This is a genomic window from Chryseobacterium ureilyticum (assembly GCF_900156735.1).
Taxonomy (GTDB): domain Bacteria; phylum Bacteroidota; class Bacteroidia; order Flavobacteriales; family Weeksellaceae; genus Chryseobacterium; species Chryseobacterium ureilyticum.
Genome location: NZ_FTOL01000005.1, coordinates 79632 through 96043, shown reverse-complemented (window position 1 = coordinate 96043; position 16412 = coordinate 79632). Strand labels below are relative to the sequence as shown.

At 30.4% G+C, this 16412-nt stretch carries 20 protein-coding genes; 8 read left to right on the top strand and 12 right to left on the bottom strand.

The genetic code is table 11. The annotated features are described in order from the left end of the window. Window positions 1-14: 14 nt before the first annotated feature. The 12 genes from BW983_RS15175 to BW983_RS15120 form a co-directional block, all read right to left on the bottom strand. On the bottom strand, window positions 15-266 hold the full coding sequence (locus BW983_RS15175) for a hypothetical protein (protein WP_076552751.1): 252 nt from the start codon (window positions 264-266) through the stop codon (window positions 15-17). Window positions 267-458: 192 nt separating this feature from the next. Further along, window positions 459-1217 carry a T9SS type A sorting domain-containing protein gene (locus tag BW983_RS15170; RefSeq protein ID WP_076552750.1) on the bottom strand — a complete coding sequence of 253 codons (759 nt, stop codon included), beginning with the start codon at window positions 1215-1217 and terminating at the stop codon, window positions 459-461. 167 nt (window positions 1218-1384) lie between these two features. Continuing rightward, window positions 1385-2584, bottom strand: coding sequence for a PDDEXK family nuclease (locus BW983_RS15165; RefSeq protein WP_076552749.1), 1200 nt, complete (start codon window positions 2582-2584; stop codon window positions 1385-1387). A 62-nt stretch (window positions 2585-2646) separates the two neighbouring features. Further along, a complete protein-coding gene (locus tag BW983_RS24070; protein ID WP_167369994.1) occupies window positions 2647-2823 on the bottom strand; it encodes a hypothetical protein in 177 nt (58 codons plus the stop codon). Window positions 2824-2862: 39 nt separating this feature from the next. Beyond that, the gene (locus tag BW983_RS15160; RefSeq protein WP_076552748.1) at window positions 2863-4767 is read right to left on the bottom strand and encodes a type IV secretory system conjugative DNA transfer family protein; all 1905 of its coding nucleotides are present in this window, start codon (window positions 4765-4767) and stop codon (window positions 2863-2865) included. A 12-nt stretch (window positions 4768-4779) separates the two neighbouring features. Continuing rightward, window positions 4780-5541, bottom strand: coding sequence for a DUF5712 family protein (locus tag BW983_RS15155; RefSeq protein WP_076552747.1), 762 nt, complete (start codon window positions 5539-5541; stop codon window positions 4780-4782). Next, window positions 5531-5947 carry a BfmA/BtgA family mobilization protein gene (locus BW983_RS15150; RefSeq protein WP_076552746.1) on the bottom strand — a complete coding sequence of 139 codons (417 nt, stop codon included), beginning with the start codon at window positions 5945-5947 and terminating at the stop codon, window positions 5531-5533. The genes BW983_RS15155 and BW983_RS15150 overlap by 11 nt, the downstream gene beginning before the upstream one ends. 106 nt (window positions 5948-6053) lie before the next feature. Next, window positions 6054-6944, bottom strand: a complete 891-nt coding sequence (locus BW983_RS15145; protein WP_076552745.1) for a toprim domain-containing protein — start codon at window positions 6942-6944, stop codon at window positions 6054-6056. 412 nt (window positions 6945-7356) lie between these two features. Next, the gene (locus tag BW983_RS15140) at window positions 7357-8445 is read right to left on the bottom strand and encodes a hypothetical protein (protein ID WP_076552890.1); all 1089 of its coding nucleotides are present in this window, start codon (window positions 8443-8445) and stop codon (window positions 7357-7359) included. Window positions 8446-8725: 280 nt separating this feature from the next. Further along, window positions 8726-9004, bottom strand: coding sequence for a helix-turn-helix domain-containing protein (locus BW983_RS15130; RefSeq protein WP_076552743.1), 279 nt, complete (start codon window positions 9002-9004; stop codon window positions 8726-8728). A 100-nt stretch (window positions 9005-9104) separates the two neighbouring features. Beyond that, a complete protein-coding gene (locus BW983_RS15125) occupies window positions 9105-10112 on the bottom strand; it encodes a hypothetical protein (protein WP_076552742.1) in 1008 nt (335 codons plus the stop codon). A 3-nt stretch (window positions 10113-10115) separates the two neighbouring features. Continuing rightward, window positions 10116-11339: a site-specific integrase gene (locus BW983_RS15120; protein WP_076552741.1), complete on the bottom strand. Its 1224-nt coding sequence runs from the start codon at window positions 11337-11339 to the stop codon at window positions 10116-10118. A 338-nt stretch (window positions 11340-11677) separates the two neighbouring features. Here BW983_RS15120 and BW983_RS15115 point away from each other — a divergent pair, with 338 nt between their 5' ends. From BW983_RS15115 to BW983_RS15080, 8 genes are all read left to right on the top strand, one after another. Then, window positions 11678-12004: an ArsR/SmtB family transcription factor gene (locus tag BW983_RS15115; protein WP_076552740.1), complete on the top strand. Its 327-nt coding sequence runs from the start codon at window positions 11678-11680 to the stop codon at window positions 12002-12004. 59 nt (window positions 12005-12063) lie between these two features. Next, window positions 12064-12537 carry a DUF6428 family protein gene (locus BW983_RS15110; RefSeq protein ID WP_076552739.1) on the top strand — a complete coding sequence of 158 codons (474 nt, stop codon included), beginning with the start codon at window positions 12064-12066 and terminating at the stop codon, window positions 12535-12537. Window positions 12538-12561: 24 nt separating this feature from the next. Next, window positions 12562-13173, top strand: a complete 612-nt coding sequence (locus BW983_RS15105; protein WP_076552738.1) for a low molecular weight phosphatase family protein — start codon at window positions 12562-12564, stop codon at window positions 13171-13173. A gap of 18 nt (window positions 13174-13191) precedes the next feature. After that, window positions 13192-14223 (top strand): ACR3 family arsenite efflux transporter, encoded by a 1032-nt coding sequence (gene arsB / locus BW983_RS15100; protein WP_076552737.1) that lies wholly within the window; start codon window positions 13192-13194, stop codon window positions 14221-14223. A 201-nt stretch (window positions 14224-14424) separates the two neighbouring features. Then, window positions 14425-14796: a hypothetical protein gene (locus BW983_RS15095; protein ID WP_076552736.1), complete on the top strand. Its 372-nt coding sequence runs from the start codon at window positions 14425-14427 to the stop codon at window positions 14794-14796. A gap of 10 nt (window positions 14797-14806) precedes the next feature. Then, entirely contained in the window at window positions 14807-15331 is a 525-nt protein-coding gene (locus BW983_RS15090; protein WP_139329293.1) for a hypothetical protein, read from the top strand. A gap of 9 nt (window positions 15332-15340) precedes the next feature. After that, window positions 15341-15853 carry a hypothetical protein gene (locus BW983_RS15085; protein WP_076552734.1) on the top strand — a complete coding sequence of 171 codons (513 nt, stop codon included), beginning with the start codon at window positions 15341-15343 and terminating at the stop codon, window positions 15851-15853. Between the two features lie 184 nt (window positions 15854-16037). Continuing rightward, entirely contained in the window at window positions 16038-16409 is a 372-nt protein-coding gene (locus BW983_RS15080; RefSeq protein WP_076552733.1) for a hypothetical protein, read from the top strand. Window positions 16410-16412: the final 3 nt, after the last annotated feature.

The following is a 16412-nucleotide window of genomic DNA, read 5'->3' as shown; positions in this document are numbered from 1 at the left end:
ACAAAGTTTCTATGTTATCTTTCCAAATCATTTTCAAGATCGGGTTCTAATAAAATTGGTTGCTTTTTAATATCGGATAAAATCTTTTGCAAATCACTTCTTAATTCTTCTATATCCTCGTAATTACCTAAAGCAACCGGATCTTCTGTCCACATAATAACTTTTGCAGTTTTTTCGTCGATATAAACTTCGTGCACTCCATAAAAAGGAGTTTCCATTGTTCCTTTATTGATAATCTGATAACGCCAAAAAGTTATATTTTCCATTAATATTTATTTTTTTAAAAAATATGCTTATTTTTACAACGAAAAAACAGGATTTATAAAATCTGAACAGCTTAACGGCAGGATTTACAAAATCTGAACAGTTTTTCTTTTTAAGTTAAAAATAAACTTACAAAAATCCATCTCAATAATTTTAGAGATGGATTTTTAGTCTTAAGACTACAATTCAAATAATTAATTAACTATAAATTTATGTGTCGTATTTTCTGTTTTAAGAAAATATATACCCTTCAGTAGATTATCTATTAATATTGAATTGCTTCTTAAGTTTGATTTCTTAATCAGTCTCCCTTCACTATTATAAATAAGAACTTCATTTACCTTTTTATTAAGATACAGATATTCCCCACTTTGCACTGGATTAGGATAAATTGAAAGCTGAGCCACCTTATTAATTTCGATAATTCCCAGATTTGAATAGCATGACCAGGAAAGATCATCGATAGCAACTCTTTGCCCCGTATTAGGATTTACAAGCTTAATAATGATATTTCCTGCGATATTTATATTATCAAGTGTTGTTGTCACAACTCCAGAATTAAAAGGTATTGTTCCAACTTGAATATCATTAACTTCCAGAATAAGGTTTCCCGGATTTCCTGCAAATTTTAATTGTGTAGTGACAGTAAGGCTTTTGATCCCTCCTGTTATAATCGAACTGGTTAGATTTCCATTCCTGATAACAATAGCTTTATTATTAATTGTTTGATCGGTTCTCGAATCAGAAGCCGTCCATGTAATATTATTATTTACCCAGCTATTTGTTTCAAAAGAACTGGAGCTTGCGGGAATATTTTCAAAATCTTCTGATCCGCAAGAAAAGAACATTTTAAAATTCTGATCAGTAATCTCCTGATCGATTGAATTGCAGTAAAGCAAATTAGAACAAAATATTAATGCACTGATAATTAGTAAATTGATTTTGTTTTTCATTTTTTTAAATTTTAAATTAATATTGTTTAAGGTTTGTTTTTAGATATGGAAACCCCTGTTCTGAACAGGTTCCAAAATTTTTTTGCTATAACACAGCGGTCGTAAAAATTGTTTGATTTAGTTAGTAGCTTCAGAAAAGCTGAGTATTAAGCTTTAACTTAATTTTCTTATTGATATTTCTTTTTATCCAGATCGGCTAAAAAATACGGTTTCCTTTTATTTTCGAGTAATATTTTCTTTAACCTCATTCTTTTATTTACAATTATAGAAATGTAGTTTATTCTGTAAACATTTAAAAAATTATAATAGTTTTTAAATGAGTGCTCTTGGCTATTGATTTTGGCAATAGCGTCATCTATTAGATTTTCCAGATTATCATATTCTTTGAAAGGAATTCTCAAAATATTTATTCTGTTTTTCAACGCATATCTATTCTTAATCCAATCACACTTTATTGTATTTTTAAAGCTTTTAAACCCTTTAAAATAGTCAATTGGATAATAATGTTGATGTCCATCATACTCAATTATTAAATTCAGTTTTGGAATAAAAAAATCACATTTTAATTCCATATTATTTTTCAGTCCAGGGAATTTCTTTTGCTTTTTAAAAGTTATATTTTGAAAGTTTAAATATTTGATAACTCTACTTTCACCAAGGGTATCATTTGGGTAGCAAACTTTACATTTTACAGATTCAACATACTTTTCTCTTTCCCATTCGGAACATCCACAATTTTTACAAATTAATTCATAAAAAATAATACCTTTATTATTTCGGTTTATAGAACCAAAGAATGAAAAAGAGTTGTTCTTATTCCTTAAAATATCATTTATTTTGTCAATGAGATCTTCACCATTCTTCTTTTTGTAATCTCTTGTTTTACAGCATTCGGGACAGATATTGTTTTTCCCAATCGACACTGCGGTTTGAGGAAACATTTCTTTATGATGACCAAACAAATTACATTTAACCATTACTACAGTATTGTTATTATGTAATTTTTCAGAATATTTAATAACAGTCTGTTTGTTTATTACTAATGGCTCTGTTGAAAGTTGAATTCTTCTATTAAGTTCAACAATAGGAATGCGAGTATTTTCACTTTGAATTATAGAAAGACATTCCGGACATTTTTTAGAGCGTCTTAATATCCTTGCATCCTGAATATCCTGTTCAAAAGGTTCACAATTATGCTCATTGCAACTAAGTAAAGCCCACTTTTTAAATTGTTTACCTGAAGGCTTATAGTAAACGTCAACAGGAGTATAAAAGTGTTGATTTTCTAGGTATAAAATCTTTAACTCTTCAAGAGAATTCTTACAAATATTGATTTGTTTTTCGGTCATTGTGAATGGATTTTTCATATTAAAAATTTTTACAAAACTATTTCTTTAAATAAATTTTTTAATTTTTGTCAAAAAAGATTTCAATTATTTTCTGTAGTTCCAAATAAAGCCTTATCAAGTTCTTTATAATCTACTTTCGGCTTTTCGGCTGTTGTTTTAACTGAATCTTTAGTTATTGCAATTGAGATCAAAAAGATCATTACAATTAATAGGGTTACAATGCCCCAAACTGAAATTTTGCTCTGTTGTATTTTCATAACTTTTTTGTTTTTATAATTATTTAATGATTGTTTGATTTATAGACTTCTGCTTGAAAACTTAAAGTTTCTTTCATTTTCATCAAGCTCAGCGGATGAATTAGTTTCTTCATCTTCAATTATGTTGATTCCACTAAATTCTTCAGAAGAATTATCGGGAGCCGGATTCATTTGCCTGGATAGATCTTGCTTACTTTCATTCTTATTAATTTCTCCCTTGAAAAGAGAAATAATTTCATTGACTTCATCCCTAACTTTTTCATAATAATCAGTAATAACAAAATCAGGCTGATTCTTAAACTGACTGTCTATCTGATACGCTAATTGCTTTCTTTTAACAGGTAAAAATTTCTCATGAATATAAGCTTCAGAACTTTCGGCAACTCTTCCGATGAATTCACCAACCGGCAGCTCCATAAAAGCTGAATTTCTAAAAACGTCTCTTTCTTGTACAGATCGGCTTTGACCGACATTTCTTTTAAATGGATTGAGAAAATGACGTGAAGTATTATTACTTTCAAAATATTGATCTTTCTTACCAAACTGTTTACTGAGAATATCTGCAGTATGACTACTGGAAACCTGACCGTAAAAATGATTCAGACAGCTTGCAAATAACACATCTGCTTTTTCTTTCGTGTAACCATCCGTAAGTTGTGAAAGATCCTGACAGAAAAACATACTTGCGATTTTATTACTTCTTCCCGTATTTGGAAGAGTTTGGATATCGTTAATAAAAACAGTTGGAAATTCATCCAGTAATACAAAAGAATGGTGCTTACGACGTTGATTCAATTGTTTTGCAGCCACTGAGATAACCAAACTACACAAAGGAGCTAATGTGGTTGCAATAGAAGGATTATTACCTACCGTCAAGACAATCGGATTATCCGGATTATTAATATTTAGATCAAAATCCTCCCCTCCGAAAATATACATAAACTCCGGCGTATTAATTTGTGCTACTGCTCCCTGTAGTGATCCAACTACTCCCGCTAATTGTGAATTTGCTTCGCTCTCCAGAGCTGTAGCAAGTGACAATATCATTGCCCTGGTTTCGGAATTTGAAGATAGTAAAGCAATTAAATCAGTGTGATTTGTCGCAATCAATGCTAATGTATGTGGAAGATCACAATATTTAGGATATTCTTTCTTCAGGAACCAAATACATGCTGTCAGAAGATCTGTTGCAGAACGTGACCAAAAATCCTCTTTCTTAATAGATTCTTTCATCAAATTTTTGGTGATGGCAGAAGCATATTCCCTTGCATACGCTGAATGAGGTAAATATTTTGGATTTAGAGGATTACATCTGTGACTTTTAAGTGAATCATTAAAATTCAAAACATAATGCTTAATACCCGAATCTGAATAAAAAAGTTCAATATCATTTGCCAGTGCCGGATATTTAAAATCATAACAGATACCTGAAAACTGTTTTTGTGCTAACTCTCGTATAAAGGGGACTGCAAAACTTTCAGATTTTCCTGCTCCGGGACCGCCAATCACCAAAATTCCACGAAAAGGGTTAGGAATTTGAACGGTTCTTTTTTTAGTTTGTAAGGTCAATCCCTGAAATTTTTTCTTTGAACCTTTCAATAATGAAAAGCCCGTGAATTGTTTATTAATAAGTCCAAAAGGATAAAAAATTAGTTTTTTATAAAAATTGAAAGGTGTTTTCAGTGGCGGAATTAAAGATTTTATAACCCAGAATTGAATCAGAATGTATAAAAGTTCTGCATATCCGAAACAAATTCCCACAACTAAAAATTTTAATCTTGCCAGAAAACTTGCCTCAGGAGATACCACTACTGAAAATCCGTGCTGAGATATATTGAATAAGAATGAATTAATACCTATAATCTTCATTCCTAACACATACAATAAAAATAAAGACATTGCGACAATGATAAATTTTATCATTAAAATTGGATCCTTTTCCATGTTTATAATTTTTTATAGGCTTAAGCCCTGGTTATTCTTTTTATTTTGTTCGACAGTTTTTTTAATTTCATATTGCTTTGCAGATTCCTGCTTTACAGCTGTTTCTATAACTCTTTTTCTTTCTTCGATTGTACCGTTTTTAATCGCATTACAATATTCAAAAGATTGTTTATAGTTTCTTTGAAAGGCAAATTTCTTATCAAAGGCATCTTCGGATTTTTGAATGAAATTTTTACGGTCAAAACCTCCTTTAACCTGTCCTTTTGTTGTATTTTTATGGTTCGTCATTGGAGAAAGTTTCATTCTTTTATCTAAAGATTTTCTGCTAACAACTACATGAACATGCATATCAATATTATTTTTCATGTTTCTTTCGTGATGAATTTTGGCGTAGTACATAATATCTTTAGCCTGTAATCCTTTGCCAAAATTTTCAGCATATCTTTGCATTACTTCGTTTCTTACATAATCTTTTAATGCATTGCTTCTTTCTTGGGACGTTTTGCCAATCTGCTGCAATTCTTTTTCTGAAGGACTCACAGTGATGACAAAGAATTTTGCATCTTCTTTTGTCAGTTTTTGTTTATTGTTATCAAGCGATTCAACAACTTCAGCTGAAGGAACTCTATCCTGGTCATGAGAAAAAAAATGTTCAACCTGTTTACCCTCCTTCATTCTTTCTAGGTCTTCATGTTCTAAATAATCAACCAGGTTCGATGAACTTCCGGAATTTGAATATTTCCCACTTTCGCCACCCTGAATTTTAATGTTCATTGTGATTGCCTTGATTTAATAATTTCAAAGAATTTTTTGTTTCCATAGCAAAAGAATTAAACCCTCTGATGAACTCATTAAAATGTTCAATTTTCAAAATTTTTGAAAGATCATTTTTAATTCTTTCCTCACTCGAAACAATTGCTTCAAAACTTGGACGTATAGTTTCTTTCTCCTGAGTTTTTATAAAAGCAATAATCTGATCTATTCTTTTTATCACTTTTTCAAGCTCGGCTTTTGGAGATTCATGTTTAACCGGATCCAGTCCGGTACGTTCAAAAAAGTCTAATGAAACTGTAATAAATTCTTTCTTCGAAAGTCCTTTTTTTCTTACAAAACTCTCCAGTCTTTTCAGATCTTGTTGAGAAATAGCAATTGTTGTATTTGGCTTTTTAGTAGACTCCATTATATTGATTTATATGTAATAACTTCGATGAATAAAGCTCTTCAAGAGATTTATATATCTCTGATATATAGTTTCAAAAAGATTAAATACTCTAATTTATTGACGTTCAGTTATTTCCCCGAAGGGGCAAGATGAAACAGTGGCTCTGCCCAGTTTCGTCTTGCTGGATAAATCCACCCTTATCAGCCACGAGAAACTCATTAAAATCTTTGTAATCTTTATACATAAAACTATAATCTACTGCGTTGGAAAATGAAGACAATAGTTCATCTTTTGTCTTTTTCCCGGCAGGATCATTGTCGAGAAAAAGTAATATTTCCGAATAGTTTTGAAGATAATTTTTGGCTTTGTTTAACATCGAAATTGAGTTCAGAATTAGAATATCTTCTTTCAATTTTTCTTGAAATTCGATATAAGAAAGTGCATCAAAAAAACCTTCAAAAACAACAATTCTATCACTATCATTTTTTATTACGGAAATATCTTTTTTCAAAAGTGAACCTTTGTAAAATGAATTTCTAAGTTCCCATCCTCCAGATAAATTTTCGAAGCCAACAGCATACAATTTTTTATTATTGATCGTAAATTTTATCTCTTTTAAAAATTTGAATGATCTTTGAGTAAGACCTCTTTCAAATAAATATTTTTTAAGATTCCAATTTTGAATTACCGCAACTTCAGTGATGCTGTAATTTGGTTTCACAATTTCCGTCTGCTGATGAAAAGAAGAAAAACTTTTCTCGGATGCCCAGGAGAGAATTTCATTGATTGAATAATTAAAATATTTCTTTAAAAAATCGATGTTATTTCCGCCAACACCTTCAGAGTATAAATACCAAATGTTTTGGCGCTTATCGAGCTTAAAAGATGCTTCGGTTTCGGTTCCGAAAGGATTGAGAAACCAAGCTTCTTTTTCATTTTGCTTTTTTGGAAGGTGTCCGAGAGAAATGAGAACTTCTAGCAATTCCCAAGAATTGACCTGTTTACAATTTTTCATTTTTTTTTTTTGATTAGCAAAAATTCCTTTTAATAAAAAAGAAAACTTTTAAATACTTTTAATATATATTTTAGTAATTCCCGCAAACCCTTTGCAGGTAGTCGTTTGATTTAAAAATGACAGGAGTGCAATACCGCAATTGACAGGAGCGCAATACCGCAAAAACAAGAGTGTAATACCGCAAAAACATCAATTATGTCCGAGCGCAATACCGCAAACAACTAGTAAATTCACTAAGCTTTTTCCTAATTGCTACTTTTCAGCTAAAAATTTAATGAGGAAAAGACTGCAATACCGCAAACCTGACGGTAAAAACTTATATTTTAACATTTCCTTAACTTCAGAGAGTGCAATACCGCAATTGGAGAGAGCGCAATACCGCAAACACAGGAGTGCAATACCGCAAACTAAATTATATGATGATTGGATATGCATCCGGAAATCTTTTTCCGGTTTCTGATTCCCGGTAAACTTCAATCAGAAATTCTTGTAATTTCTGAAGGAAATAAATCCCTCTAACATTGGTAGAAGTTTTTCCTCTAATCCTGTTTTCTTTAATGAATCTTTTGTAAGCTTCTTCAATCTGATGCCTTATTTTTAAAATATTAGAATAACTATACAAGAATCTGGTTAAGTCGATATTTTCTAAATAATATCGCTGTCTAAAATATCTCATCCTTCGCTTTATAAACCTAGGATCATTAATTTTCTCTGTTAAGAGTTCTTCTTCACTATTTTTATTTAAATACGGAATAATTGAAATAGCATCATTTTCGTATTTATAATTGAATGATAAATACTTTAATTTATCAAGGTTTAATCTGATTGGTTTCAAAAACTTAATACAGAAATCATTTGAATTTTTATAATTGAGATTAAACTTCTGATTAAAAGTCGAAAGTTTCAGAGTCGTACCGTTCTCAGGAATCTTGGACAACCATATTGCAAACAAAACGTGTTTGTTATTTCTGATTTCATAAACCAATTTATACATAACATGATTATATTCTGTTAAGACAATCAATTTTTTAAGCCAAAAACTACTTATTAAAAAAGAAGTATAGCCTCTTTCTTCATAGCTAGGTAAAGAGATTAGTCCTCCAAAGGTTTTAATATCCTTACCTGCTATATTTTTTGAAGTGTACCAACTCATTCTGAACTTTGTAAGATATTCATATGCTTCAACAATCTGTTTACTGGATCTTTTTTCTGAAATCTTCTTATTTCTAATTTTCATCGAGATAAACACATTATTTTCAGTTTCGAATTCTTCATCAAAAAGAGTAAGTTGTCTTACCTGCTTTTCAGGCATAAACTGATCATTTCTCAGAATTGAGATTATATTGAAAATAATTCTTAATGCATTTATGGGTATGTCTGTTGCCTTATTATCCTGAAACAAAAAGTCATCGGCAAATTGATTACTTATTTTTATATATTTAGCATTCTCAATATCATCATAGCTTCTTTTAACAATTTTTCTATTTTGATCGGAAAACATATGTGTCATTTTTAATTTCTCAGTAACGCTTTAAAAAATTCTTTGAAAATTGAACATATTTTCGAAAATAATTTCTTTAACATTTTACTAAAATTCTCTCTGTAATATTTGTCTACGAAATTTTCTTGAACCAGAATATTACAAGCTATTCTCCGGAGATGGTGTCTTGATAGTTCTGGATTTCTTTGAATAGAATTCAAAAATTCTTTTCTGGCTGTATTATTAGGTAAAGAATCTAAATGTTTAATCAGTTTTTGTAATTCGTTCATTATAATTCTGACTATTTACGATTTCTTCTACCGTATTCCAGAAGTTCTTTTTTTGAATAGTAAAATCTCCCGCTGAAATTATAATGAGGAAGATTCTTATTTTTTCTCCAGTCAATAATTGTAGGGATAGAAACATGCAAGAATTTTGAAGCTTCAGTTTGAGAAATAAGATCTTCCGGCTGTTCTTCTGATTTTTTTCCAGGAATAATGAAACTTTCTGCTTTAGAGAGGATAATCTCTACGGCTTTTTCTAAGTCATTTTTAGAATAGGAATAAAGTTGTATTGCCATTTTAATTTGAATTTTAAATTAATGTTGTAAAATTCAGTTAAAATGTAGAGAATGTTTTGGGGTAATTTAATCAGCATATAACAGTCTGATTTTTAAAATTTTATAACACTTTTATATGGTTTTTTATAAAATTCTCCCATGTTTTTTCGTAATCATATCTATAGTTTAAGATCCTTAATTCGATTGAAGAAAATGAAAACCCACTAAAACTATTGAAAATGACACTTAGAAAATAAATCACATCATCTTTAGATTTTGTTCTAATAAAATCCATCTCACAGAGCTCATATAAATATAGGCAAATCTCATGTTTCCAATTTTTATTTATCTCATCAAGCTCCCTAAACTCCTTAATATAATTATTAGTTGCGATAACATCAATTACTAAAGTATCTCTTTTATTAAATAAATAATCTCTAAATATTACTTGTACTAAAATCAATGACAATCCTTTTTCATTGCATTTATTTTCATACAATTGAGGAAAAGTTTTTTCCCAAAATCTGTTAAAAATTTCTAATTCAACTTCTTCTTTATATTTGATTTTAAACTTCTCAATATTTATTTCAAAGTTTGGAACCTTAGCATTAATGGCTTTATTTATATGTATGTAGAGTTCATATAAAAGTTTATATTCTTTTTTTAATTTTTTACCTAATAATTGAATATTAAGTAATACTCGATGTAATGCTTCAATATTCTTAAGATTTTCAGAAATAAACATTTTAAATACTATCTCTTTTTTAAATAGAGGGTTCTTTTGTCTCGATTCTCTAAGGATCTCCTTTTTCAGTAGATCAAATTTTAATTTGAAATCAAATGACATTTCGTCACCAAAGTTTTCATATTCGTCAGTAAAAAATAATGAAATCAGAAAATCAATATTTTCGTATTCTTTTAATGGTAAACATAAATTCAATAAATAAAATGATTCTAGTAGTCTTAATTTATTTAGTTTTTCCTTCAGTTTTGAAACATCAGTTTTATCATTAATCTTTATTTCAATTAATTCTTTATAGGCTCCTTTGAAATTTTTATCTGTAAAATCTAATAGATTTTTAAAGTCAGATCTTTTTAAATTCTTAAAATTCGATATGTTTGTCCTCATTACTTATTTCCAGGCTTTATCCATTTGATCATCGGTAAATGCTTCAGTAACTTTCATATATTTATCTAAAACAGCATCTTTTTTAATGTTAGCTATTTTCTTAATTGCTTTCGGTTCCATTCCTAAAAGAAGAGAATTTGTGATAAATGTTTTCCTGGCTGTATGACTTGTAATAAACTTACACTTGGGTTTTGTCAATGACTTTTTTTGATTACCAACAAACCAATGTATTGTAAAAGGTTGTGTAATTTCGGCTTCCTCACAGCATTCTTTAATATAATCATTGAATTTCTGTGATGAAATATGTGGTAACGGCTCGTAAATAGTGCCTTTATACTTATTCAAAATCTCTTTTGCGTATTTATTTAGCTTAATAGCATGATTTTGAGTTTTAGTTTTTTGGATTGATAAGATAATATGTTCCTCAGAAATATTTGCCAGATGAAGCTTTGAAAGATCGGAAAATCTTAACCCAGTAAAGCATCCCATACAATAAAAATCCCTTACATGGCTTAATCTCTCGCTTTCAAATTCTTTATTATAAAGAACCATCAGCTCGTCAAAAGTAAGATACACGATATCGATATCATGTTCTGAAGCTTTGAAATCTTCGAATTTCCGATCTTCGTTATAACCTTTTTTAATACTCCATCGAAGCATTGTTTTAATTACAGCAATAATTTTAGCGAAGTAGTTATTTTTAATCTCCTTTTCAAAAAAACAATACTTCGATAATTCTTCAAAAAAATAGTCGTCAATACTTTCAAATTCAATTTTGAAATTCTTGTCATTTTGAAATTCTTCAAGAAAGTTTTTAACCGTATTTTGAGCTTTTGTTGTATTGTAAGCCTTTGAAAGTTTGCCACTTTCAATAAATTCTTTAAAACAATCAAAGAAATCAAAATGAGCGGTTTTAATTTCCTCTTCACTATCATACTTCTTCAGGAATAGTTCTTTGGAAAACTCGAGCTTATTTGCCAGGAAAAAGAAAAAGATGTCATTGATTTTCTCTTCAGCTTTCTGAAGTTTATCGTTCAAAAATTGGTAATTATTGCTTGGTTCTTTTTTAGTATTCGGTTTAACTCTAGAACCAGTCCAATATTTTTCCAATACTGAAACCCCTACATTTTTTCTTATTCTTTCTCCTTCAGCTCTAACAACAAACTGGACAGGTATTAATCCATTTGCATTAATTTTCTCTTTTCTTAATTCAAAACTTACTTTCATTTCAATTAAACCTAAATTAAATAAATTAAAGGGTGGCTAAAAAGGTGGTTTATTTTGAAATTAAGTGAATGAAAAATCAGACAAAATTATAATTCAAAATTCTACACTATTCAAATATACTGATAATTAGATAGTTTAAGAACATTAAAATTAACTAAAAATATACGGTAGTTCGGTCCTGGGTACAAAAAATCCCTGTAAACAATGTTTACAGGGATTTTTATTTTTAATATTATCAAATCCAATTATCTATCGTGTAAAAATCAGTGTAAAAAATTTTAATAAATTTTTCAATTCAAATATTTAATCGTAATATTGCGATATAATTCTTTTAAATTATGGGAGCAACAAAAACAGATCACTTTACGGAGCAACAAAATAAGATCGCAATTATCGCAAAAGCACTGGGACATCCTGCCAGAATTGCGATTATTGAATATCTCTTAAAAGTAAATACATGCATCTGCGGAGATATTGTTAATGAACTCCCTCTGGCACAAGCAACAGTCTCTCAACATTTAAAAGAGTTAAAGAATGCAGGTCTTATCAAAGGAAATATTGAAGGAACTGCTATTTGTTATTGCATTGATGAAAACACATTTGGAATATTAAAAGACTATTTTTCAAATATAATTCAGGCAACTACAAATCAGAAATGCTGCTAAGGCATTTTTTTCAACTAATATATCGCAATATTGCATTTAAACGATGAAATAAAAAAAATATGAAATTATCTGAAATCAAAGAAATTTTACCAACATTAGATAATGTTGCGTTTCAATTAGAAAATGGAGCTTTTGTTCCTGAGCATTTTCATGTAACAGAAGTAGGAACTGTTACAAAACACTTTATCGATTGTGGAGGAACAATTCGCCAGGAAAAAGTGGTTAATTTTCAATTGTGGAATGCTAATGATTTTGAACATAGATTAAAACCTGGAAAACTTTTGAATATCATCAAGCTTTCAGAAGAAAAACTAGGGATTGAAGATGATGAAATTGAAGTGGAATATCAAAATATCACAATAGGAAAATATGATTTAGATTTTAACGGGAAAACTTTTATTCTTAAAAACAAAACAACAGCTTGTTTAGCAGAAGACGCCTGTGGTATTCCTTCAGAAAAGCAAAAAATAAAATTATCAGACCTTTCTTCTAGTAAAGTTTCTTGCTGTACTCCCGAATCTGGTTGTTGCTAAACAAAATTAAAAATCCGATAAAATATGTACCCTAAACTATTAGAAACAATAGAGCTATTAAAAAATCAAAGAATAAGTGAAGATCGAAAAGCAGTCTTACTACCTTTGATTGAGTTTATTCAAAAAAGATTAAAAGACAACAAAGGAGTAAATATTAATTTTATCTGTACTCACAATTCTAGAAGAAGTCATTTTTCTCAAGTCTGGGCTCAAATCGCCAGTGCTTATTACAACATTCAAAATATAACCTGCTATTCTGGAGGCACAGAAGAAACGGAAATATTTCCCAAAGTTGTAGAAACCCTACAGAAGCAAGGTTTTCTGATATTAAAGTTATCAAGTAACGAAAACCCAGTCTATGTAATCAAATATGATGAAAATTCACGTCCGGTTATAGGGTTTTCTAAAAAATATGATCATCGATTTAATCCAGTTCACAATTTTGCAGCTGTAATGACCTGCTCACAAGCAGATACAGGCTGTCCTTTCATAGCCGGAGCAGATCAACGTATTCCCATAACCTTTGAAGATCCTAAAATCTCTGATGGTACCCCTGAACAAAACAAAACTTATGAGGAAAGAAGCCTGGAGATAGGAACGGAAATGTTTTATGTCTTTTCACAAATCAATAATTAGAAACAGAAAAAACAAGTAATGCAACCAAAATTAAAATTCCTGGACAGATTCCTTACTCTTTGGATATTTTTAGCGATGTTCCTTGGGATAAGTTTAGGTAATATCTTTCCAGGTATTTCCAATTTCACAAGTACTCTATCTATTGGAACAACAAATATTCCGTTAGCTATTGGATTAATTGTCATGATGTATCCTCCATTGGCAAAAGTAGATTACTCCTTATTACCAAAAGTTTTGAAGGACAAGAAAGTTTTAGGAATTTCCTTATTGCTAAATTGGATAATAGGTCCGTTATTAATGTTTTTCTTGGCTATTATTTTCCTAAGAAATGAACCTGACTATATGATTGGTTTGATTCTTATCGGTTTAGCAAGGTGTATTGCAATGGTATTGGTATGGAATGATTTAGCAAAAGGAAATCGTGAATATGGAGCATTATTAGTTGCTTTAAATAGCATATTTCAGGTACTCAGTTATAGTTTTATGGTTTGGCTTTTTATTAATGTTTTACCCGAAAGACTGGGGTTAGCTAGTTTTAATATCACTGTATCAATGGGTGATGTTACAGAAAGTGTTTTGATATACTTAGGTATTCCGTTTATAGCTGGTTTTTTAAGCCGTTATTTTTTAATCAAACTAAAAAGTCCGGAATGGTATAACCAAAAATTTATTCCTCAAATTTCACCATTCACTTTATATGCTCTTTTATTTACGATTGTACTCATGTTCAGCCTGAAAGGTGATAAAATTTTAGACTTACCATTAGATGTTTTAAAAGTAGCCGTGCCACTGGTTCTATATTTTGTCCTGATGTTTTTTGTAAGTTTCTTTCTCAATAAGTCATTCAATATCCCTTACGATAAAAATGCTTCTATAGCTTTTACCGCTACAGGTAATAATTTTGAATTGGCGATTGCCGTATCTATCGCAGTATTCGGCATTCATTCTCCACAGGCATTTGTTGGGGTAATCGGACCATTAGTAGAAGTACCTGTTTTAATTTTACTTGTTAAAATAAGTTTATGGCTGAAAAGAAAGTATTATTATTGATCATCAATACCATACTTAATCCCATTTCTATCCAATATTTAGATTGTAATACTATAAAAAAAGCTACATCATGTTGTCAGAATAATTTTCATTAAAATAATAAAGTAATTGATTATAATTGTTAAAATTTTTCACAATATATAACTAAATGGTGAAATATTTTATATATTAGCAACCTAATTCTTACAAAAATTAATAACAATGAAAAAAATTCTTTTATCGGCATTCTATGCCGGGGTTTTCTGTGTAGCATTATCATGTTCTTCTGAACGATCAAGTCTTACCTCTCCTGAAGAAATGAAATCTACGGAAATGGTTTCTTTTGACAGAGCCATGAAGGAAATTATGAAACCGGAAAACAGATCTACTCCTGAAGAAAAAGCAAGATGGGGTGCACAATTAAATGACAGAGCTTTGGATATTTTATTTAATGCGTCTTTAGAATTGGTTGGCAAAACTAATGCAAACAAAAACAGCAGCAGAGAAGAAAAAGAAAAGGTGATTGTGAAGGCTACTGAAGCTTACTTCGCTAAATTGAATACTATTAAAGCTAATCAAAAAGCAGAAAACTAAAACACTCACCATGAAAAAATTATTCTTATCGCTCCTGGTTGCAAGCTCTTTTAGTCTGTATGCTCAAAAGACTATCAATATGTTTAACTACACCTCATATATTGTAACAAATTCTTTTGGAGGTGGTGATATAGGCACCTATTCCTGCTTACCGCTAATTGAAAGCAGAAATACAATACCTCCGGGGGGAACTGCTATTTATACTGGCTATTATAACAGCCATATCCCACCTGCAACAAACCCTTCGAATCCACCGATTGATTCGTGGATGGTAAAACTTGGTGCCGGTAATGCTGTATCTCAATTCAGTACGTCCCCTATGCTGATACCATTAGGTTCATCAACCGACTGGGTTCTAAATAAATTTGGCATTACAGACCCAAATAGTGGAACTTTCTACGGCGGAGATACAGTTGGAGGAGGTTGTTACAATAATCCAGTAATATATCAAGTAAATTCCTCTCCATCATCTCCTGTGACCTATCAAGCGGTCTGGTTCACCGCAGGAGGGCAAACTTACTTTGTAATTCAATAATATTAAATTATGAAAAAAATATTAACCCTTATCACGGTAATATTATTTTCCTTCTCTTTCTCTCAAGGAAAATTATATATTAAAAATTACTCTGATTACAGACTTGAAATGCGGATTTCTGCTGCCAGTGCTAATAATTGCTATCCAAATGCAATAGCTAGTATGTCGTTTGGACCACATGCGGATGTTGAAATCCCTGACTTTAATAGCTCAGGACCTTATTCCACTAGCTGGGCTGTAAGATTTGCACCTACCGGCAGTCCAATAACCCAAACCGCTCCTTCAGGAATACTATCGACCATTTCTCCTCTTACCCGATGGAATTTCTCTGATATGATGACTGTAGACCCTAATACCAATCAGTCTACAGGTGATCCAAGATTTAATATGGGAGACCCTAGTTTCATTACCTCCTGTGGATATGGTGACGGAGAGACATATGTAGATGGAAATTTTACAGATGCCTTTTGGTTTTATATTGCATCAGAAAATGCCACTTATTTAGTTGTTCAGCCATCATAAAATTAATATAAATAAATGATCCCTAAAACATTTAGTTCTAGGGATTTTTTCATTATTAAGAAAACAAAAACATTTATATTTTTAACATATAAAATACTTTTATATTAAAATTATTAACAATATATAACTATAAAGTGAAATATTTAATATATTAGCAATCTAAATCTTACAAAAATTAATAACAATGAAAAAAATTCTTTTATCGGCTTTCTATGCCGGGGTTTTCTGTGTAGTATTCTCATGCTCTTCTGAACGATCAAGTCTTACTTCTCCTGAAGAAATGAAATCTACGGAAATGGTTTCTTTTGACAGAGCAATGAAAGAAATCATGAAACCGGAAAACAGATCTACTCCTGAAGAAAAAGCCAGATGGGGCGCACAACTGAATGACAGAGCTTTAGATATTTTATTTAATGCTTCATTAGAATTGGTTGGTAAAACTAATGCAAACAAAAACAGCAGCAGAGAAGAAAAAGAAAAGGTGATTGTAAAGGCTACTGAAGCCTACTTCGCTAAGTTAAATACTATTAAGGCTAATCAAAAAGCAGAAAACTAAAAC